This is a genomic window from Nocardioides ultimimeridianus (assembly GCF_054777895.1).
In genome coordinates, this window is the sequence record NZ_BAAHAB010000005.1 from 227825 (window position 1) to 247514 (window position 19690).

Annotated in this window: 20 protein-coding genes; 5 read left to right on the plus strand and 15 right to left on the minus strand. The window is 71.0% G+C overall.

Features of this window, described 5'->3' with window-relative positions:
- Positions 1-70: 70 nt before the first annotated feature.
- The 9 genes from ACYU8V_RS06250 to ACYU8V_RS06290 are packed head-to-tail and all read right to left on the minus strand — an operon-like array spanning position 71 to position 9708.
- Positions 71-1273 carry an acyl-CoA dehydrogenase family protein gene (locus ACYU8V_RS06250; protein ID WP_460845968.1) on the minus strand — a complete coding sequence of 401 codons (1203 nt, stop codon included), beginning with the start codon at positions 1271-1273 and terminating at the stop codon, positions 71-73.
- A 31-nt stretch (positions 1274-1304) separates the two neighbouring features.
- Positions 1305-2456, minus strand: a complete 1152-nt coding sequence (locus tag ACYU8V_RS06255; RefSeq protein ID WP_460845970.1) for an acyl-CoA dehydrogenase family protein — start codon at positions 2454-2456, stop codon at positions 1305-1307.
- A complete protein-coding gene (locus ACYU8V_RS06260; protein WP_460845972.1) occupies positions 2456-3364 on the minus strand; it encodes a 3-hydroxyacyl-CoA dehydrogenase family protein in 909 nt (302 codons plus the stop codon). The genes ACYU8V_RS06255 and ACYU8V_RS06260 overlap by 1 nt, the downstream gene beginning before the upstream one ends.
- Complete coding sequence (locus tag ACYU8V_RS06265; RefSeq protein WP_460845974.1) at positions 3361-4137, minus strand: enoyl-CoA hydratase/isomerase family protein; 777 nt, start codon at positions 4135-4137, stop codon at positions 3361-3363. The genes ACYU8V_RS06260 and ACYU8V_RS06265 overlap by 4 nt, the downstream gene beginning before the upstream one ends.
- Positions 4134-5333 (minus strand): 3-oxoadipyl-CoA thiolase, encoded by a 1200-nt coding sequence (gene pcaF / locus ACYU8V_RS06270; protein WP_460845975.1) that lies wholly within the window; start codon positions 5331-5333, stop codon positions 4134-4136. The genes ACYU8V_RS06265 and pcaF overlap by 4 nt, the downstream gene beginning before the upstream one ends.
- Positions 5330-6949 (minus strand): AMP-binding protein, encoded by a 1620-nt coding sequence (locus ACYU8V_RS06275; protein ID WP_460845976.1) that lies wholly within the window; start codon positions 6947-6949, stop codon positions 5330-5332. Before ACYU8V_RS06275 ends, pcaF begins: the two co-directional genes overlap by 4 nt.
- A 13-nt stretch (positions 6950-6962) precedes the next feature.
- Positions 6963-7739, minus strand: a complete 777-nt coding sequence (locus ACYU8V_RS06280; RefSeq protein ID WP_460845977.1) for an SDR family NAD(P)-dependent oxidoreductase — start codon at positions 7737-7739, stop codon at positions 6963-6965.
- Positions 7736-8884: an acyl-CoA dehydrogenase family protein gene (locus ACYU8V_RS06285; protein WP_460845979.1), complete on the minus strand. Its 1149-nt coding sequence runs from the start codon at positions 8882-8884 to the stop codon at positions 7736-7738. Before ACYU8V_RS06285 ends, ACYU8V_RS06280 begins: the two co-directional genes overlap by 4 nt.
- 26 nt (positions 8885-8910) lie before the next feature.
- Entirely contained in the window at positions 8911-9708 is a 798-nt protein-coding gene (locus tag ACYU8V_RS06290; protein WP_460845980.1) for an enoyl-CoA hydratase-related protein, read from the minus strand.
- A gap of 127 nt (positions 9709-9835) precedes the next feature.
- On the opposite strand from ACYU8V_RS06290, the gene ACYU8V_RS06295 reads away from it, so the two are divergent.
- The gene (locus ACYU8V_RS06295) at positions 9836-10504 is read left to right on the plus strand and encodes a TetR/AcrR family transcriptional regulator (RefSeq protein WP_460845982.1); all 669 of its coding nucleotides are present in this window, start codon (positions 9836-9838) and stop codon (positions 10502-10504) included.
- A 47-nt stretch (positions 10505-10551) separates the two neighbouring features.
- Here the strand turns inward: ACYU8V_RS06295 and ACYU8V_RS06300 are convergent, their stop codons facing one another.
- Positions 10552-11625, minus strand: a complete 1074-nt coding sequence (locus ACYU8V_RS06300) for a class I SAM-dependent methyltransferase (protein WP_460845983.1) — start codon at positions 11623-11625, stop codon at positions 10552-10554.
- Between the two features lie 121 nt (positions 11626-11746).
- Here ACYU8V_RS06300 and ACYU8V_RS06305 point away from each other — a divergent pair, with 121 nt between their 5' ends.
- Both ACYU8V_RS06305 and ACYU8V_RS06310 read left to right on the plus strand, forming a co-directional pair.
- Entirely contained in the window at positions 11747-12040 is a 294-nt protein-coding gene (locus ACYU8V_RS06305; protein WP_460845984.1) for a DUF1330 domain-containing protein, read from the plus strand.
- Positions 12041-12064: 24 nt separating this feature from the next.
- Positions 12065-12466 (plus strand): hypothetical protein, encoded by a 402-nt coding sequence (locus ACYU8V_RS06310; RefSeq protein ID WP_460845986.1) that lies wholly within the window; start codon positions 12065-12067, stop codon positions 12464-12466.
- A 16-nt stretch (positions 12467-12482) separates the two neighbouring features.
- Here ACYU8V_RS06310 and ACYU8V_RS06315 read toward each other — a convergent pair whose 3' ends face one another.
- The 3 genes from ACYU8V_RS06315 to ACYU8V_RS06325 are packed head-to-tail and all read right to left on the minus strand — an operon-like array spanning position 12483 to position 15854.
- Entirely contained in the window at positions 12483-12719 is a 237-nt protein-coding gene (locus ACYU8V_RS06315; protein ID WP_460845987.1) for a hypothetical protein, read from the minus strand.
- A 49-nt stretch (positions 12720-12768) separates the two neighbouring features.
- Positions 12769-13359: a TetR/AcrR family transcriptional regulator gene (locus tag ACYU8V_RS06320; RefSeq protein WP_460845989.1), complete on the minus strand. Its 591-nt coding sequence runs from the start codon at positions 13357-13359 to the stop codon at positions 12769-12771.
- On the minus strand, positions 13356-15854 hold the full coding sequence (locus ACYU8V_RS06325; RefSeq protein WP_460845990.1) for a molybdopterin-dependent oxidoreductase: 2499 nt from the start codon (positions 15852-15854) through the stop codon (positions 13356-13358). Before ACYU8V_RS06325 ends, ACYU8V_RS06320 begins: the two co-directional genes overlap by 4 nt.
- Positions 15855-15926: 72 nt before the next feature.
- Between ACYU8V_RS06325 and ACYU8V_RS06330 the strand changes: the two genes are divergently transcribed.
- Complete coding sequence (locus tag ACYU8V_RS06330; protein WP_460845991.1) at positions 15927-16541, plus strand: PD-(D/E)XK nuclease family protein; 615 nt, start codon at positions 15927-15929, stop codon at positions 16539-16541.
- Positions 16538-17071 carry a hypothetical protein gene (locus ACYU8V_RS06335; RefSeq protein ID WP_460845993.1) on the plus strand — a complete coding sequence of 178 codons (534 nt, stop codon included), beginning with the start codon at positions 16538-16540 and terminating at the stop codon, positions 17069-17071. Before ACYU8V_RS06330 ends, ACYU8V_RS06335 begins: the two co-directional genes overlap by 4 nt.
- 18 nt (positions 17072-17089) lie before the next feature.
- Here the strand turns inward: ACYU8V_RS06335 and ACYU8V_RS06340 are convergent, their stop codons facing one another.
- Positions 17090-17212, minus strand: a complete 123-nt coding sequence (locus ACYU8V_RS06340) for a hypothetical protein (protein WP_460845995.1) — start codon at positions 17210-17212, stop codon at positions 17090-17092.
- Positions 17213-17260: 48 nt separating this feature from the next.
- Positions 17261-19690: AAA domain-containing protein (locus ACYU8V_RS06345; protein ID WP_460845996.1), on the minus strand; the 2430-nt coding region annotated here is incomplete at its 5' end.

Here is a 19690-nt window from a genome sequence, read left to right on the forward strand (position 1 = left end):
TGCCGGCATGGACCGGTCAGCAGAAGGCTCGAGTCGCGCGTGAGTGATCCCTGTCGGGCTTCCCGGTGGGTCAGCGGAACGCCGACTGGCCGGTGAGGACCTGCCCGAGAACGAGGGTGTGCATCTCGACCGTGCCCTCGTAGGTCAGCACCGACTCCAGGTTGTTCATGTGCCGGATGACCGGGAACTCCAGGGAGATGCCGTTGCCGCCCAGGATGGTGCGGGCGGTGCGGCAGATCTCGATCGACTCGCGGACGTTGTTGAGCTTGCCGATCGAGACCTGCTCGGGACGGAGCAGGCCGGCGTCCTTGCGGCGGCCGAGGTGGACCGCGAGCAGGTAGCCCTTGATGTACTCCAAGCTCATGTCGGCCAGCTTCTGCTGGGTGAGTTGGAAGCCACCGATCGGGCGGCCGAACTGGTGGCGGTCGATCGAGTAGCGGCGCGCCGTCTCCAGGCTCGAGCGAGCCGCACCGAGCGCACCCCAGGTGATCCCGTAGCGCGCCTCGTTGAGCGCGGAAAGGGGACCCTTGAGACCCCGGACCTCGGGGAAGACCGCGTCCGCCGGGAGGCGTACGTCGTCGAGCACCAGCTCACCGGTCGCCGAGGCGCGCAGCGACAGCTTGTGCTTGATCTCCGGGGCCGAGAAGCCCGGGGCGTCGGTCGGTACGACGAAGCCGCGCACTCCCTCGTCGGTCTGGGCCCAGACCACGGCGACATCGGAGTACGGCGCGTTCGAGATCCACATCTTGCGGCCGTTGAGGATCCAGTCGCCGCCGACATCCTGGCGCGCCCGCGTGGTCATCGACCCGGGATCCGAGCCGTGGTCGGGCTCGGTCAGGCCGAAGCAGCCGATCGCCTCGCCGGCCGCCATCCGCGGGAGCCACTCCTGCTTCTGCTCCTCCGAGCCCCAGCGCCAGATCGAGAACATGGCCAGGGAGCCCTGCACCGAGACCAGCGAGCGCAGACCCGAGTCGGTCGCCTCGATCTCCAGGCAGGCCAGCCCGTACGCCGTCGCGGACATGCCAGCGCAGCCGTAGCCCTCCAGGTGCATGCCGAGCACGCCGAGCTCGCCGAGCCCCTTGGTCAGCTCGCGGATCTCGGGGATGCCACCGCTCTCGAACCAGTCCGCGATGTGGGGCTCGCACTCCTTGTCGAGGAAGGACCGCACGGTCGAGCGGATCGCCTTCTCGTCGTCGGACAGCAGGCTGTCGAGCGCTGCGGGGTCGGTCGGGTCGAGCGGCGGCAGCTTCATCGGGTCGAGGTGGCCGGTCATGGAGAACTCCTGGAAGGTGCGGATGAAGGGATCAGAGGAAGGCGGAGATGCCGGTCTCGGCACGCCCGATGAGGAGCTTCTGGATCTGGCTGGTGCCTTCGTACAGCGTCATGACGCGCGCGTCGCGCATGTACTTCTGCACCGGGTACTCGTCGATGTAGCCGTAGCCGCCGAAGGCCTGGATGGCGAGGTTGGCGGCCTTGACCGCCTGCTCGGAGGCGAAGTACTTCGCCTTCGACGCCTCGACGCCGAACGGCTCGCCCCGCTCCAGCAGGGACGCCGCCCGCCAGGTGAGCAGCCGCGCAGCGTCGGCGTCGACCGAGATCTCGGCGATCATGTCCTGGATCATCTGGAAGGACGCGAGCGGGCGGCCGAACTGCCGGCGCTCCTGGGAGTACGACACCACGGCCTCCAGGCAGCCCTGGATGATGCCGGTGCAGCCGGCGCCCACCGAGACGCGGCCCTTGTCGAGGGACTTCATGGCGAACGTGAACCCGTCGCCCTCCTCGCCGACCATCGCGGACGCCGGGACCCTGACCTCGTCGAACGCGAGCTCGGCGGTGGCCTGGCCACGTAGCCCGAGCTTGCCGTGGATCTCGGTGCGAGTGAAGCCGGGCGCGTCGGTGGGGACCAGGAACGCCGAGACACCCTTCGGGCCGGGGCCGCCGGTGCGCGCGAACACCATGCAGACGTCGGCCCAGGTGCCGTTCGTGATGAAGATCTTGGAGCCGGTGATCAGCCAGTCGCTGCCGTCGCGCACGGCGCGGGTCTTCAGGTTGCCCGCGTCCGAGCCGGTGTCGGGCTCGGTGAGACCGAAGCAGCCGAGCTTGGTGCCGGTGGCGATGCCGGGCAGCCATTCCTGCTTCTGCTCCTCGGTGCCGTGGGCGAGGAGGATCTTGCCGAACAGGCCCATGGACACCGAGACGATGCCGCGGACCGAGGAGTCGGCGCGGCCGAGCTCCTCCATGCCGATGCAGTAGGTGATGTAGTCGCCGCCGATGCCGCCGTACTCCTCGGGGATGGTGAGCCCGAAGAAGCCGAGCTCGCCGAGCTTGGGGATGATGTCGGTGTCGACCGACTCACGGCGGTCCCACTCCGCGCGGTACGGCACGACCTCCTTGTCGAGGAAGTCGCGCGCCAGCTTCTTGAAGGCGATCTGGTCCTCGGTGAGCGTGATGTCCATCAGTGCGTTCCCTTCGGGGTGAGGTCGGCGACCGCGACGCAGGTGCCCGCGTCGTCGTACACGTAGAAGCCACGGCCGGTCTTGCGACCCAGGTCGCCCCGCTCCACGAGGGCGGTGACTGTGGCGGAGGGAGCATCGGCGGGGTCGGCGGACTCCGCGAACCGGGCGCGCTTGGTGAGGTAGCCGATGTCGATGCCGGTGAGGTCCATCAGCTCGAAGGGCCCCATTGGGTAGCCGAGGGCGGTGCGGGCCGCGGTGTCGATGGCCGCGACGTCGGCGTACCCGCCCTCGAGGAGCCGGATCGCCTCGTCGCGGACGGCGCCGAGGAGCCGGTTGGCGACGAAGCCCGGGATCTCCCTGTCGAGCACGACCGGGACCTTGCCCATCCGCTCCACCAGCTCGAGCGCCGCCTCGACGGCCGGGGCCGCGGTGTGGGGACCGCGCACCACCTCGACGCACCCCATCACCAGCGCCGGGTTGAAGAAGTGCAGGTTGAGGAAGCGGTCGGCGCGGGCCGTGGCGTCCGCCATGGCGGAGGGCACGAAGCTCGAGGAGTTGCTGGCCAGGATCGTGCGGGGCGGGCAGAGCCGGTCGAGCTGCCCGAACAGCTCGCGCTTGGCGGGCAGCTTCTCGACGATCGCCTCGATGACCAGGTCCACGTCGGCGACGTACTCGTCGAGCACGTCCGAGGTGACCAGCCGGCCGAGCGCTGTCCTGGTGTCCTCGGCCGACCGGCGTCCCTTGGCGACCTGGGCGTCCATCCGCTCGGTGAGTTGACGGATCGCCCGGTCGAGCATCCCCTGGTCGAGGTCGTAGAGGGTCACGTCGCACCCGGCGAGCGCCGCGACCATGGCGATCTGCGATCCCATCGCGCCGGCCCCGGCGACGAGCACCCTCTCGATCCTCATCGTCCGCTCCACTCGGGGCTGCGCTTGGCGAGGAACGACTCGGCGCCCTCGCGCTTGTCGTCGGTCGTGTAGAGCAGCGACTGCGCGAGCTGCTCGACGACGAGGCCGGTACGCCGGTCGGCGTCCATGCCGGTGCGGATGACGAGCTTGCCGAGGCGTACGGCGAGCGGCCCCTTGGCCAGGATCGCACTCGCGACCTCGCGGGCCGCGGCCAGGAGCTCCGACGGCTCCGCGACCCGTGTCGCGAGTCCCGCGGCGAGCGCCTCGTCGGCGGAGAGCATCCGCCCGGTGAGGATGAGGTCGATGGCGAGGCCCACCCCGACCAGCCGGCTCATCCGCTGGGTGCCGCCCGCGCCCGGCAGGACCGAGAGGTTCGTCTCGGGCAGCCCGAACCGTGCGGTCGTGGCGGCGATCCGGATGTCGCAGGCCATCGCGAGCTCGCACCCGCCGCCGAGGGCGTACCCGTTGACGGCGGCGATGGTCGGCTTCTCGAAGGACTCCACCTCGTCGTACAGGCGCTGCATGGAGGAGGCGAGGCCGGTGTGCAGGTCGTAGCTCTGCAGCTGGCCGATGTCGGCCCCCGCGGCGAAGGCCTTCTCCCCCGCGCCGGTGATGACGACGACGCCGACGGCGTCGTCGTCGCGGAGCACCTCGAGCGCCGCACGCAGGTCGCGCTGGACCTGGGCGTTGATCGCGTTGCGCACGTCGGGGCGGTTGAGGGTGACGACGGCGACACGGTCGGCGACGTCGACCAGGATGGTCTCGTAGGTCATGGCTGCTCCAGGAGGAGGGAGATGCCCTGGCCGACACCGACGCACATGGTGGCGACGGCGCGACGGGCGTTGCGGTCGGCGAGCTCGAGGGCTGCGGTGAGGGCGAGGCGGCCTCCGCTGGCACCCAGCGGGTGCCCCAGCGCGATCGCGCCGCCGTGGGGATTGACGTGGTCGGCGTCGTCGCCGAGGCCGAGCTCGCGGGTGACCGCGAGCGCCTGCGCGGCGAAGGCCTCGTTGAGCTCGACGATGTCGATGTCGCCCAGGGTCAGTCCGGCACGGGCCAGCAGCCTGCGGGTGGCCGGGACCGGCCCGATGCCCATGATCCGAGGCGGTACGCCGGCGACGGCCGCCCCGGTGACGCGGGCCAGCGGCCGGAGACCGTAGGCCTCCACCGCCTTCGTCGAGGCCAGCAGCACCACGGCCGCGCCGTCGTTGACGCCCGAGGAGTTGCCGGCGGTGATCGACCCGCCGCTGCTGATCGGAGGCAGTGCCGCGAGCGCCTCCGCCGTCGTGGGGCGCGGGTGCTCGTCGCGGTCGACGACCACGGCCTCCCCCCTGCGCTGCGGTACGACGACGGGCACGATCTCGCGGCCCAGCCGACCCGATGCCGCCGCGGCCGCGGCGCGCTGCTGGGACCGGAGCGCGAAGGCGTCCTGGTCCTCGCGGCTGATGCCGCGCTCGTCGGCGAGGTTCTGGGCGGTCCGCGGCATCGCGTCCGTGCCGTACGCCGCCTCCATCGCGGGGTTCACGAACCGCCAGCCGATGGTCGTGTCGTGGACCTCGGTCGATCGTCCCCACGCGGCCGCGGACTTGGGCATCACGAAGGGCGCCCGGGTCATCGACTCGACTCCCCCGGCCACGACCAGGTCGGCCTCGCCGCACCGGATCATCCGCGCGCCCTGCGCCACGGCATCGAGTCCGGAGCCGCACAGCCGGTTGACGGTCCCGCCGGGCACGTCCACGGGGAGACCGGCGAGCAGGGCAGCCATCCGGCCGACGTTGCGGTTGTCCTCGCCGGCCTGGTTGGCGCAGCCGAGGATCACGTCGTCGATGCGCTCGCCGTCCACCGCGGGATGCCGCGCGAGGAGCTCGCGCACCACGTGGGCGGCCAGGTCGTCCGGCCGCACGTCGGCGAGCGCTCCGGCGTACCGCCCGAACGGGGTGCGGACGCCGTCGACGAGGTAGGCGACGTTCACGGCGCCACCTGCTCGCGCAGCTGGAACTTCTGGATCTTGCCGCTGGGCGTCTTCGGGAAGTCGTCGAGCACGACCATCCGCTCCGGCCAGTACTGCTTCGCGACGCCCTTCGAGGCGAGGAAGGCTTGCAGGTCGGCGAAGATCATCGAAGCACCCTCGGTGAGCACGAGGCACGCACAGGCGCGCTCCTGCAGACGCGGATCCGGTACGGCGACGACGGCGACCGAGTCGATGTCGGGGTGCTCGTAGAGCACGTTCTCGACGTACGCGACCGGGATGTTCTCGCCACCGCGGATGATCACGTCCTTGGTGCGACCCGAGATCCGCAGGTAGCCGTCCTGGTCGATGAACGCGAGGTCGCCGGTGTCGAACCAGTCCCCCCGATCGTCGTCGGCAGGGTGCATCTGCTCGCGCGTGAGCTCGAGCCGCTCGGCGTACCCGACGAACAGGAACGGCCCACGCACCTGGAGCGAGCCCTCCTGGCCCGCCGGCACGTCCGCCCCCCGTGCGTCGACGACGCGGATCTCCATGCCCGGCCAGGGGTAGCCGTCGGTCTCGATGATCTTGTCCTCGGGATCGCCGGGGATGCCGATGGTGACCAGACCCTCCTCCGACTGGCCCCAGCCACCCACGACGACCAGACCGGGCAGCTTGTCCTTGGCCTGGCGGACCATCGCCCGCGGGATCGGCGCACCCATGCAGCAGAAGCGCACCAACGTGCTGGTGTCGTGGTCGGCGAGGCTCGGCTCGCTGACGAGGTCGTGCAGGAAGGGCGTCGCGGCGGAGGTGTAGGTGATGCCGTGCTTCTCGACCAGCTCGACGAAGGTGGCCGCGTCCCACACGTCCTGGAGCACGCACGTGGCGCCGTTCTGGACGTTGAGGCGGGCGCCGTACAGGAAGCCGGTGAGGTGGGCCAGCGTCGAGGCCATGTGCAGCACGCTGTCCGGCCCCACGCCGAGACGGCCGGGCAGCGGGTCGTTCGCCGCGACCATCGTGTTGTGCGTGTGCATCACGCCCTTGGGCTCCCCGGTGGTGCCGGAGGTGAAGATCAACAGCGTGACGTCGTTCGGGTCGGGGCGCAGCGATGCCAGCTCAGCCGGGTCGGCGGTGCCTCCCACGGCCCTCAGCCCGTCCCAGGACCCATCGTCGACGACGACGACCTCGGGCTCGAAGTCCCAGCCGGACCGAAGGCCCTCCAGCATCGCCGGGTAGTCGAAGCCGCGGAACTCCCGGGGCACGACGATCACCTTCGACTTCGCCAACCCGACCATGAACCCGACCTCGCGCTCGCGGTAGATCGGGATCAGCGGGTTGCTGATCGCGCCGATCCGCGAGGCGGCGTAGTGGACGACGATCCACTCGATCCAGTTGGGCAGCTGGAAGGAGATCACGTCGCCGGGGGCCACTCCCTTGGCCCGCAGGCCGAGGGCGACCTGGTCGACCTCCGCCTTGAGCTCGGCGAAGGTGATCTCGCGACGGCTGTCGACGAACGCGACCTTGTCGGGCGAGGCTGCGGCGTGCTCGTCGAGGAAGTCGGTGATGACCTTGTCCCGCCAGTAGCCGGCGGCGGTCTCCCGAGCGATCCGCTCGGGAGTCAGGAGGGTCTCGAAGGACATGTACGTCGACCTGTCAGCTCATGGTGAGGCCGCCGCTGACGCTGACGGTCTGTCCGGTGATGAAGGACGCCTCGTCGGAGGCGAGGAACGCGATCGCGTTGGCGAGGTCCTCGGGCTGGCCGAGCCGCTTGAGCGGGATCGCCTTCTGCAGCGCGTCGCGCAGCTTGTCGCCGCCCATCGACGCGAAGAGCGCGGTGTCGGTGGGACCCGGGCACACGCAGTTGACGTTGACCTGGGACCGGGCCATCTCACGAGCCATCGCCTTGGTGAAGGCGATGACGCCGCCCTTGGCAGCGGAGTAGACCGCCTCGCCGGACGAGCCGACGCGGCCGGCGTCCGAGCCGAGGTTGACCACCTTGCCGTAGCCCTGCTCGACCATGATCGGAAGCACCTTCTTGGAGGTGTTGAGGACGCCGTACAGGTTGATCTGGATGATGCGGTCCCAGGTCTCCGGCTCGGAGACGACGAACGGCTCGCCCTTGTCCCACCCGGCGTTGTTGACGAGTACGTCGACGCGACCGAGCTGTGCGACCACCTGGTCCACCATCGCGTCGACGGAGTCGCGATCGGTGACGTCGCAGTGGATGCCGATCGAGCCGTTGCCGAGGCCGTCCGCCGTCGCCTTCGCGGTGGCCTCGTTGATGTCGGTGACGACCACGGTCGCCCCTTCGGCCGCCAGCTTGGCGGCCACGCCGGCGCCGATGCCCTGGCCGGCGCCGGTCACGATCGCGATCTTGTTGTCGAGCTTGCCCATGGTGAAGTCCTTGTCGTGGGTCGGTGCCGGGCTCACGGCGCGTACGCGCGGCCGAGCAGGTTGCGGGAGATGACGAGCTTGGAGACCTGCGCCGTGCCGTCGCCGATCTCGAGACCGATGACGTCGCGCATGCGCTGACCGACCTTGTGCTCGGTCGAGTAGCCGACATGGCCGAGCGTCAGCAGGCACTGGTGGATCACGTCGACGGCGAGCTTGGGAGCCCAGAACTTCGCCATCGCGGCCTCGGCGCTGTGCTCGAGGTCGACGTCCTTGCGCCACAGCGCCTCGTAGCAGACGTGGCGGGCACCGGTCACGTACGTCGCGCACTCGGCGAGCGGGAAGGAGACTCCCTGGAAGGTGCCGATCGGCTTCCCGAACGCCACCCGGTCGCGGGCCCACTGCATCGCCTCGTCGAGGCTCTGCTGGGCAGCGCCGAGGCAGAGCAGGCCGATGATCGCCCGCGAGTAGTCGAAGCCCTGCATGACCGAGACGAAGCCGCCGCCCTCCTCCCCGATCATGTCGGCGCGGGTGACGCGCACGTCGTCGAAGTGGATCGACGCCCGCCCGATGGCTCGGCTGCCGAGGTCGTCGAACGCGCTGCGCGAGATGCCGGTGTCGGTCATGTCGACCCAGAACGCGCTGACGCCGCGGGCCCCCGGACCGCCGGTGCGCGCGAGTACGACGGCGCGGTCGGCCGCCATGCCCAGGGTGATCGAGGTCTTCTCCCCGCTCAGGACCCACGCGTCGGCGCCGTCCGGCGTCGCCCTCAGCGACAGGCTCGCGGCGTCGGTGCCGGCCCCGGGCTCGGTGATCATGATGCAGGGGACGGTCTGTCCCGACGCGATGCCGGGCAGCCACGCCTGCTTCTGCTCCTCGGTGCAGTTGCGCACGAGGATGTCGCTGATCAGGGCGGTGTTGATGATCAGGTAGCCGGCGTTGAAGTCGGCGCGACCGACCTCCTCCGCGGCGATCCCCGCGATCACGGCGCTCGCGTCCTGGCCGCCGTACTCCTCGGGGATGCGGAGGCCGGTCAGGCCCATCTGCCCCATGTCCAGCGCCTGCTGGCGGCGGAACTCGGCCGCCTTGTCGTCCGACTGGTAGTGCGGTGCCAGGACCTTGTCGGCCCATCGGGCGATCTCGGAACGGAACGCCTCTTCGTCGTCATCGAACCCGTAGTGCATCGTCGCGGCTCCTCGGTCGTTCCGGCTCAGTGCCAGTTGACGTGCGGAGCGAAGTCGGCCGGGCGCTTCTCGGCGAACGCCGTGGCGCCCTCCATGCCCTCCGGCGAGACGCCGAAGATGTCGAGCGCGGTCATCGCCATGTTGGACAGACCGGCCTGGTGATCGGTGTCGGCGTTGAAGGACTGCTTGAGGAACCGGATGGCGGTCGGGCTCAGCCTGGCGGTCTCCTCGGCCCACTCCTTCGCCTCCTTGAGCAGCGCGTCGGCGGGGACGACCTTGTTGACGAGGCCCATCTCCAGCGCCTCCTGAGCGGAGTACTGCCGGCACCAGAACCAGATCTCGCGCGCCTTCTTCTCCCCCACCACGCGCGAGAGGTACGCCGACCCGAACCCGGCGTCGAAGGAGCCGACCCGCGGGCCGGCCTGGCCGAAGCGGGCGGTCTCGCTGGCGATCGAGACGTCCGCGACGACCTGGAGGACGTGACCGCCGCCGATCGCGATGCCGTTGACCGCGGCGATGACCGGCTTGGGGATGTCGCGCATCAGCTTGTGGAGGTCGCCGATGCGGAAGCGGCCGAGCTCAGCGGGTCCGTAGTCACCCGTCTCCGCACGCTGCTTGACGTCACCGCCCGTGCAGAACGCCTTCTCGCCGGCACCGGTGAGGATCACCGCACGGACACTGCCGTCCGACCACGCCAGGTTGAAGGCCGCGATCAGCTCGTCGACCGTCTTGGCCCGGAACGCGTTGTAGCGCTCGGGGCGGTTGATCGTGATGATGCCCGCCGCACCCTCGACCTCGTAGCTGATGTCCTCGAACCCGCTCATCGCTGCCTCCACATCGGAATGAATATTGATTCAACACGAGTGAACGTAGATTCATTTTGATCCGATGTCAACCGCCGCGCACAACAGATCTCGGCTACGATGAACGCCGATTCACCAGGAGGAGCCCATGACCGAAGCTGCGACCGACCCGCAGGACGTCGCACGACAGACGCTGGCCGAGCACCGGTCGCGCCAGCTCCTCGACGCGGCGGCGCGACTGATGGAGCGCGAGGGGTCCGAGGCGGTCTCCATGCAGGCGCTCGCGGCCGAGGCAGGCGTGAGCGTGGGCCTGATCTACCGCTACTTCGGCAGCAAGGACGACATCCTGCTCGCGGTGATCACCCAGGTCCTCGACGCCTTCGCCACCGAGGTGCCGGCCGCCATCGAGGCCGCCGGCGAGGATCCCGTACGCCGGCTGGCGGGCGCCTTCGCGGCGTACTGCAAGGTCATCGACGAGTACCGACACGCCGCCGTGCTGACCTATCGCGAGTCGAAGTCACTGGACGCCGCAGGGCGCGCGCAGATCAAACGGCTCGAGGTCGAGACCAGTCAGCCCCTGAGGGAGACCGTGCAGGCGGGCGTGGACTCGGGTGTGTTCGTGACCGACGACCCGGACCTGGTCGCCTACAACCTGCTCCTGCTGGCCCATTCGTGGGCGCTGAAGCACTGGTACTTCGAGCAGACGAAGACCCTCGACTCCTACATCGACGCCCAGCTTGCGCTCGCCCTGCGGGCGATCATCGCCCCGGCCCAGAGACGCAGGTACGCCGCGCTCCTGACACCTGCGTCGCGCTGACCTCGACCGCGGCGTGCCCTTCCGGGCGCGTCAGTCGGTCGAGGGACTCACGACCCATCCACGGTCGCGACGTAGAAGTAGTTCATCGGGTCGGTGCGGATCTCCAGCACGTCGACGTGGGCGAAGCCGGCCTCGCCCAGCATCCGCTCGGCCGTCTGCCGACCCCACACCGTGCCGAGACCCCTGCCGCCCTGGGCGAGGGACACGGGCATGCAGTGCATCAGGCTCAGCGTGTAGAGGTACGTCGCCCACGGCAGCGTCAGGTTCTTCTCGACCCCCGACTCGGCCTTGATGTCCACCATCAGGAAGGTGCCGCCGGGACGCAACGCCTCGGCGACCCCAGCGAGGACCCGGTCGGGGAAGGCCTGGTCGTGGACGGCGTCGAAGGCCGTGACCACGTCGTACGCCCCGGTCTCGCCCAGGGCGGCGACGTCGCGGACCTCGAAGCGGGCGTTGGTCAGCTCCCACGCAGCCGCCTCCGCTCGCGCCGCCTCGATCGCCTCCACTCCGAGGTCGTAGCCGATGAAGGTGCTCGAGGGGTAGGCGCGAGCCAGGAGGTTGATGGCATGACCGGCACCGCAGCCGATGTCGGCCACGGCGACCCCTGCTCTCAACTGCTCATGCAGCCCCGGCACCGCGGGAACCACGACATCGAGGAGGCCGGCATCGTGGGTGGCGGCGGCGTCCTCGGCCATGAGCTCGTGGAAGTGGGGATAGTGGTCGTAGTCGAGCCCTCCCCCGTGGCGGAACCGGTCCTGCAGCTCAGGCACGACGCCGGCCAGCATCGTCAGCGTCTTCAGGCTCCGCGCGATGTTCACCGGGCCGTCGTCAGGCGTCAGGCAGGCCGCGCGCTCCGCCGGGAGCGAGTACTGCCCGGTCTCCGGGTCGTAGTCCGCGACGCCGCCGGCCACGATCCCGTCCAGCCACTCGCGCAGATAGCGCTGGTCGACGCCGCACTCCGCGGCCAGGACGCCCGACTCGGCCGGGCCACGGCGAGCCAGCGCGGCGAACAGCCCGAGCTCGTCGCCGATGCCCAGCAGGATGCCGAGCGCGGAGTCGTTCATGACCCCGACCATGCGCTTCTGGAAGGCCTTGGCCGCGTCCTTGTCGAATGCCGTCACCTGCCCAGTCTGGGTGCCCGTCCGGAGCCCTCGCAACGGAGCCCGGAGACGATCGTCGTGTAGGAATCTCTTGTCCATCTCTCGCGGTCGCGCACGCCGGCCGGCACTCCAGGAGGTCTCCGTGGCCAAGGGCTATTGGGTCAGCGTCTACCGCACCATCTCCGACCCCGACCGGCTCAGCGCCTACAGCCAGCTCGCCGGGCCGGCGGTGGAAGCCGCAGGCGGGCGGGCCCTGTCGCGCGGTGGCCGGGTGGTCGCCCACGAGGACGGGAACACGAACCGGGTCGTCCTGATCGAGTTCGACAGCCTCGAGGCGGCCGTGGCGGCGTACGAGAGCGAGGCGTACCGGGAGGCGCTGGCCGTCCTCTCCGATGCCGTCGTGCGCGACTTCCGCATCGTCGAAGGCGTCGACTGACGGCCCCGTTGGCATGCTGTGTCCATGAGGCTCAGCGAGCAGGAGATGACCGCGGCGCTGACCGGTGCCGCCCAGCGTGCGCTGGGGGCGAGGGACAAGCGGGTACGCCGGGGCAAGCTGACCGCCGCCGAGCTGTGGGAGTCGATGGGGCGCTACGAGCGGTACGTCGTCCTCAACGGCCTCGGCGACCAGATCCTGCCCGTCCTCGTGGCACTGCCCGACGTGGAGGTCGCCGCGGGCGAGCGGCCCGCCTTCACCGACTCCCAGGTCACCGCGGCGGTCGAGGAGACGCTCGGCGGTGCCGGCGAGAAGGGCCTGCGTCGCAAGGCGCTGGTGGTCACCCGGGTCGCGCTGGTGAAGACGGCCCTCTCCGCGCTGCCGCCGCGACAGGACCCGGACGGGCTGATCGTCCCCGATCACCTCTAGGGACGGGCGCTGCCTCTCAGGAGTAGCGGTGGCTCTTGGCGCTGTGGCCGCGCTCGCGGGTGCAGGTGCGGCCGCTCATGTTGCGGTGACCGCAGAGGTCGTCGGACGCCGACTCGGCGGCCGGGGCCGCCTTGGCCGTCTTCGCCACGGGCTTGAGCCCGGCCGGCTTGGCCCGCTGGGGAGCCGGCGCACTGGCCGTCTGCTGCGCGTACCGCGCCTCGCGCATCGCCCGGAGGGCGTCCACCTTGCTCATCGTCGACTCACCCGGCGGACACTACCGGCGTACGCCGACACAGACCGTCCTACGCGCCGGAGGCCAGCCGGATCAGCCGGACCATCTGGTCGGCGACCTGGTCCATGGGCTCGGTGCTGCGGTCCGCCGAGCTCATCACGACGGCGCCGCTGATCGCCGCGATCACGGTCGTCGCCAGTGGGCCGCTGGCGTCCGCGCTCACCCCGGATCCCTCCAGGGCACCGGCCAGCAGCGACCTCCAGCGCGCGTAGGTGTCGCGGGCCATCGCCGCCGGCCAGTCGCTGTCGGGGCCGCTGCCCACGGTCAGCGCGAGGACCGGACAGCCGGCGTGGAAGTCACTGGCGACCAGGGTGCGCTTCCAGAACTCCGTGAACCGTACGACGACGCGGGTCGCGTCCCCTGCTGCCGTGGCACGCTCGATCAGCGCACTGATGTCGTCGCCGGCGCGCTGCGCCGCGGACCGCAGGATCTCGTCGCGCCCGCCCGGGAAGTGGTGGTACACCGAGCCGCGCGGAGCCGCGCTCCTCGCCAGCACGGCGTCGATCGTCACCCCGCCGAGCCCGGTCTCCCGCAGCAGCTCGACAGCAGCGAGGATCATCCGCTCCTTGGGCCCCTGCGGGCCGGCCACCGCCGCCGTCACGCGGGCACCCCGTCCGGATCGCCGACGACCGCCTCGATGCGCGCGGGGACGTACTTGTGCCACGGCGTACCGGCGAACCAGTCGCGGTGGTGGGCGCTGGTGAGGTCGTTCGGCGCGACGCCCGGCACCAGCACGGTGCCCTCGTCGTCGGTGTAGTCCAGGCCGAAGCCGTTCGGGAGCGACACGTTGCCGCCGGGCATCATGTCGGTGATCTCGACCGTGGCGACGGCGGTGCCGGCCTCGGTCGTGATGCGGGCCAGTCCGCCCTCGGCGATGCCGAGCCGTACGGCGTCCTCCGGGCTGATCCGCAGCGCACCCTCGGCGTCGCGCCGGCGCCAGCTCGGGTCGCGGATGATGTCGTTGGCCGTGAACGAGCGGCGCTCCCCCGCCGCCAGCACGAACGGGAACTCCTCCGTCGTCCACGAGGAGGCTGCCGTGCGGAGCTCGTCGATCTTCGGCAGCAGCTCGGGGATGGCGACGGTGAACCGGCGGTCCTTGCGCTTCACGTAGTGCCACACGTCGTCCCATTCGTCGACGGTGAACGTGACACCGGCGCGCTCGCGCAGGATCGCCTCGAAGAGCCTCCGGCCCGGATCCAGACCGGGACCGGTGAAGCCGGCGCGCTCGACCGCCGCGCGGTTCTCCAGCGCGCAGAGCTGCGCCGCGCCCCAGAGCACCGCCGCGGCGCGCGCGCCGTCAGGCAGGGTCGGGCCGAGGGTCTCGTGGAGGATGAAGGCGGCCAGCCGCATCAGCGAGGGGTCGGCTGCGGCCGCCGAGAAGAAGGCCAGGGCGAACGCGTCGGGGCCGGCTGCGAGGGCGCGGCGCAGGCGCTCGAGCAGCGCCTCGTCGACTGCGCCCATCCTGCGCAGGATCCGCGCATAGATCTCCGGCTCGCCCAGCGTGCCGGGACGCGGTTCGAGGAGAGGCGCCCGGAGCTGGAACCCGTTGTGCGGGAACTCCATGTTGAAGAACGTGCACTCCCACTTCTCGAACTGGCTCGAGGCGGGCAGGACGTAGTCGGCCTGCCGAGCGGTCTCGGTGAAGGCGACGTCGACGACCACCGTCAGGTCGCACGCCTCCATCGCCGCCACGAACCGCTTCGACTCCGGCAGCGAGTGGGCCGGGTTGGAGCTGTCGATCCACATCGCGCGCAGCCGGTCGGGGTGGTCGGTGAGGATCTCGTCGGCGATCGAGTTGCACGGGATCATCCCGAGGATCACGCGCGCGCCGGTGACCGGCGTGACCCGCTCCGAGCGCGGCTGCGACTCCGCGGCGAGCGCGGCCCCCAGCAGTGGCGCCGCCACCGCGAGCAGCCGGCGCGCGACGGCGTTGGTCGGCGTACCGAGCAGGGGCAGGCCGCCGGCCACACCGGTGCCGCGCGACATCGCAGCAGCACCGACGGAGACGCCGCGTGCCATGGCCTTGCCCTGCAGCCTCCGTACGCCGGACCTGGGTCGGCGCGGCTTCGAGCGTGGGTCGGCCGGCGGCGCCCCGACCGGGCTGGCGAGCCAGGAGTGCAGGTACATCGTGCCCGGACGGCCGAAGTTGCCGGTCAGGATCCACAGCAGCTTGTTGAGGTAGGACACGAGCGTGCTGTTGGGCGCCTGCTGCACCCCGAGGTCCTCGTACGTCGTCGCGCTGGACGCCGTGGCGAAGCGGCGCGTCGCGGCCCGGATCAGCTCCTCGTCGACTCCGCAGGTGGCGGCGTACTGACTGATCGGGATGTCACGCAGGACGGCGAGGACCTCGTCGGCACCGTCGGTGTGCTCGGCGAGGAACGCACGGTCGACCAGGTCCTCCTCGACGAGGACGGCGAGCATGGCGGTGAGGCACCAGGCGTCGGTGCCGGGGCGCACCTGGAGGTGGAAGTCGGCCATGGCTGCGGTCTCGCTGCGGCGAGGGTCGAGGACGATCATCGAGCGGGCCGGGTCCTTCTCGATCTCGCGCAGCACCGGACGGGCGCGCGGGAAGGAGTGCGACTGCCACGGGTTCTTGCCGAGGAACAGCACGACCTCGGCGTGCTCGAAGTCGCCCTTGGTGTGGGTGCCGTAGAGCTGGCCGTCGACCCACGCCTCGCCGGTCTTCTCCTGGGCGAGTGCGTTGGAGTAGTAGCGGGTGCCGAGCGCGGCACGCAGCGACTGGCCGTAGGCGCTGGGCAGGTGGTTGCCCTGGCCGCCGCCGGAGTAGAAGAGGATCTTGTCGCCGCCGTACTGCCCCTTGACCTCGAGCAACCGGTCGGTGATCTCCTCGATCGCGGTGTCCCAGTCGATCTCCTCGTACGTGCCGTCCGCGCGGCGTCGCAGCGGCGAGGTGATCCGGTCCCGGCCGTTCTGGTAGCGGTCGAGGCGCAGCGGCTTCTCGCAGGTGTAGCCCTGCGAGGTGACGTGCTCCTTGTCGCCGCGGATCTTCGCGAGCCGTCCGTCGGCCACCTGGATCTCGAGGCCGCAGTTGCACTCGCACAGGATGCAGGCCGACTTCTGCCACTCTTCGCTCATCCATGGACTATGACAGAGTCCATAGTCCTTGCCAAGCGTGTCCTCGCCGGGCGTGTGGCCTACGGTCGGCGCGTGACCACCAGCGAGCCAGAGGCAGCCACGGAATGGCAGGCCGCGTTCGACGAGCTCACCGCCGAGGCCGATGCGCTGCGCGCCGACGGTCTGTGGCGCACCGGCAGAAGGACGCTCCTCGGGGCTCTTGGGCTGCACCACGACGAGGTGGTCATGTGCCGCGGCCTCGCCTGGTTGCTCACACCCGACGGATGGCATGGACTCGGCACCGGCGTCCTCGACCGCCTGCTGGCCGCGGTCGGCGCCGATTCCGCGGGATCGACCCGTGCGGTGATCGCGGTCGAGGAGCCGAGGGACGACACGCGCGCGGACATCGTCGTGCGACTCGGCGCAACGACTGTCCTGATCGAGGCGAAGATCTGGGCGGGAGAGCAGGCACGGCAGTGCGACCGCCTCGCACGTCACTGGGCCGACGAGGCGCCCACCCTCGTCTTCCTGACCCGGACCGGGAGCCAGCCGTTGACAGCGATCGAATCCGCGGGCCAGTGGCACGCGCTCGCGTGGAACGACATCGCGGACTTCATCGAGGCGTCAGCCGACGGTCGCGACGACATCGACGTCGGGGTCCATGAGTACCTGCGAACAGTTCGGGTCTACGGAGGCAACAGGGAATGAGCGACGACGCCAAGGCGGACTTCTACCTCAAGCACTGGGTGCGCATCGAGGAGTGGGCCGCTCTGCGCGCCCCTGTGGTGGACGCGCTCGAGACCGCGCTGTTCGCAGGCGCAGCGCGGCTCGCCCAGGACGCGTCCCTGCCGGCGGTGGCCACGAAGAGCGGGTCCTGGTCGAACCTGCAGCTCCCGATCACTGCCGACCCGCTGGCCCGGATCGAGCTGTTCTGGAAGCGGGAGGGGCTGCTGCGCGGTGCGGGCGGCTGGCCGGAGGTCGCGATCGTCATGGACTCGAAGGCGTCCAAGGACCTGAAACGTGCGGTCGCCGATGCGACCGCCTTCGCGGGCGAATCACTGGGTCTGGTCCGCACGATGGCGACCGTGTGGTGGGTTCGGTCGGGTCCCGTCGTACCCACGCAGGAACCGATCGCGATCGAGTCGTACGCGCTGCAGTGCATCGAACACCTCGAGGCCACGTGGCGCGCTACGAATGAGGCGGTGAGGGCCGCAGTCGGCCGCCACCCGGCGACCTGACGGTCGAAGCCGCGCGCCTCAGTGGCAGGGCGCACCCTCGCAGCAGGGGCGGATGTAGCCGCAGCCGTCGCAGCGCTCGTGGGAGGTCTCCCAGCGCAGCAGGGTTCCGCAGTTGGGGCAGGGCTCGGTCAGGTCAGCCACGGTGCAAGCCTAGGTCGCTGACGGCGTACGACGGCGGCGCCACGACGGTCAGTCCGGCGGCTCCTCCGTCGGCTCGTCGGTCGGTACGTCGTCGCCGGACTCGGCCACCCCGCCGCCGCTGACGGCGTACCCCTCCTCGGGGTCCTTGTCCGGCATCAGCTCATCGGGCGGGTCGCCCATGCCCGGGGTGCCGAGCGAGCCGCCGCGGCCCGAGCCGGTGCGCGGGTCGTCGCCGCCGCTCATCGGGGGGCCGCCTCGGGCGTCCGGTGCTGCCTCTCGTTCTCCACGTTCGCGCTCCTGCCCGTCGTCGGTCGTCTGGTCCTTCGCGGCCCAGACCGGAGTCGAACCGGTCGCCGCAGCAGCGGCTTCTTCGTCGGCAAACCCTGCGGGCCTCGCCTCCGGTACCCGATTCGGCGCCTCGGATTCGGCCCGGTCGAGGGTGGCGACGAGGCGAGCGACGACACCGTCGGGGTCCTCGAGCCAGTCGGTGGCGAGCACCTGCTCGACGCGCCAGCCGGCGGAGCGCAGCACGGCGGGCTGGACGGTACGCCGCTGCTCCCCGGCCGCGCTGTCGACGCGGGCGGCGTGGTCGACGAGCACGGCAGTGTGCCACACCGGCTCCCCGGTACGCCGTAGCGCGAGGTCGCAGCGGAAGCCCGACTGCCCCACGGAGCGCGCCACGTCGACCCCCTGCTCGCCCAGTGCGGCCGCGAGCTGCTCGACGATCACCGGGGTGGCGGCGCGGTCGGCGCCGGCCCGCCGCCAGTGCCCGAGGGCGGACTCCATCGCCGCGCGATCCCCCTCGGACACGGCGTCGGCGTACTGCAGGAAGCCGCGCAGCGCGGACGCGCCGTCGTTGTAGGTGTTGGTGATCATCGTGGGCTCGATGCTGCTCACCACGACCATGTGCCGGCGTGCGCGGCTGAAGATGACGTTGAGCCGCTTCTCGCCGCCGCTGTTGTTGATCGGGCCGAAGTTCATCCGCATCCGGCCGTCGGATCCGGGCGCGTAGCAGACGCTCATGATGATGACGTCGCGCTCGTCGCCCTGGACGTTCTCCAGGTTCTTGACGAAGATCCCGACCGCCTGGCCGTCCTCCTCGCGCTCGACCTCGGCCTCGTACGCCGCCGCGAACGCCGGGTCGGTGGCCGCGAGCCCGTCCAGCGCGGTCTCGATCTCGCTCTGCTGCGCTTCGGAGAACGCCACGACGCCGATCGACATCCCCGTCCCGCGCAGCAGCAGGTCGCGCACGACCTCGGCCACCCAGCGCGCCTCGGCGGGGTTGGTACGCCGGGTGTAGACCCCGTCGCGCACCCGCACCACGCTGATGCTGCGCTCGAGGACCGCGTCGGTCATCGCGCGCACCTCGTCGGCCTCCGGCGCCTCGCCGCCGCGGGTGACCAGCCGCGGCCGCCCCTCGGGCAGCGGCTCGCGGTCGGGCACCGTGGCCAGGCGTCCCTCGTAGAAGGCCGCGTTGCTGAACTGGATCAGCGCCTCCTGGTTGCTGCGGTAGTGCCACAGCAGCATCGTCGAGGGCAGCCGGGTCGAAGCGACGGCCAGGAAGCTGTCGGCATCGAGGACCACGCCGACCTGGGTGCCGGTCTCCCCGTCGATGCCGTCGACGCCGTCGATCCCATCGGCGTCGGTGTCGGTCTCCGACCCGCCGCTGGACCGGAAGTAGCGGGTGGGCGGCAGCTGCATCCGGTCGCCCACCACGACGACCTGGCCGGCGCGGTGCAGCGCCGGGACCGCCTCCTCGACCGGCACCTGGCTCGCCTCGTCGAAGACGACGACGTCGAAGGACGATGCCAGGTCCAGGATGTCGCTGAGCGAGGCCGGGCTCATCAGCCACACCGGCCGCAGGGCCGCGACGACCTCGCCGGGGTCCCCGCCCGCCAGCTGCCGGATCGACTTGTAGGCCCGCACCTTGCCGAACTCGTGCTCCAGCTCGCGCCGTCCCGCGCTCCACGTCTTCTTCATCGCGCGCTCGGCCACGTCCATCCCGGTGACGCTGCGGGTGCTGTGCTCGACCAGCCCGCGGAAGCGGTGCCGCAGCCGGGACACGATGACGGCCGCGTTGGCCCGGTGCAGCTCCGGCTCGAGCTCGGCGACCCGGTCGACCATGTCCGCGAGCCGCCGGCCGTCCAGCCGGTCGAGCTCGGGGTGGTCCGCGCGGGCCGCGCGCAGGGCGGTCGCGAGGACGGCGTACTCGATCTGGTCGGGCGCCGCGTCGAGCCGCCGGACGGCCCCGAGGACGCCGGGATGACCGGAGATCTCCTGCAGGAGCGGCGCCACGGCGCGGACCGCGTCACGCCCGCCGGGGGTGGACAGCGCGGCCGCGACGTCGGCGGCGGCGTCCAGCGCGAGGTGCTCGACGTCCAGCACCCCGGCCACCCGCTCGTCGAGCTCGGCCAGGGCGAGGGCGAGGACGTCGAGCACCTCGTCGTCGGCCGGGCGCGGTGCCGCGGCGGGGGTGAT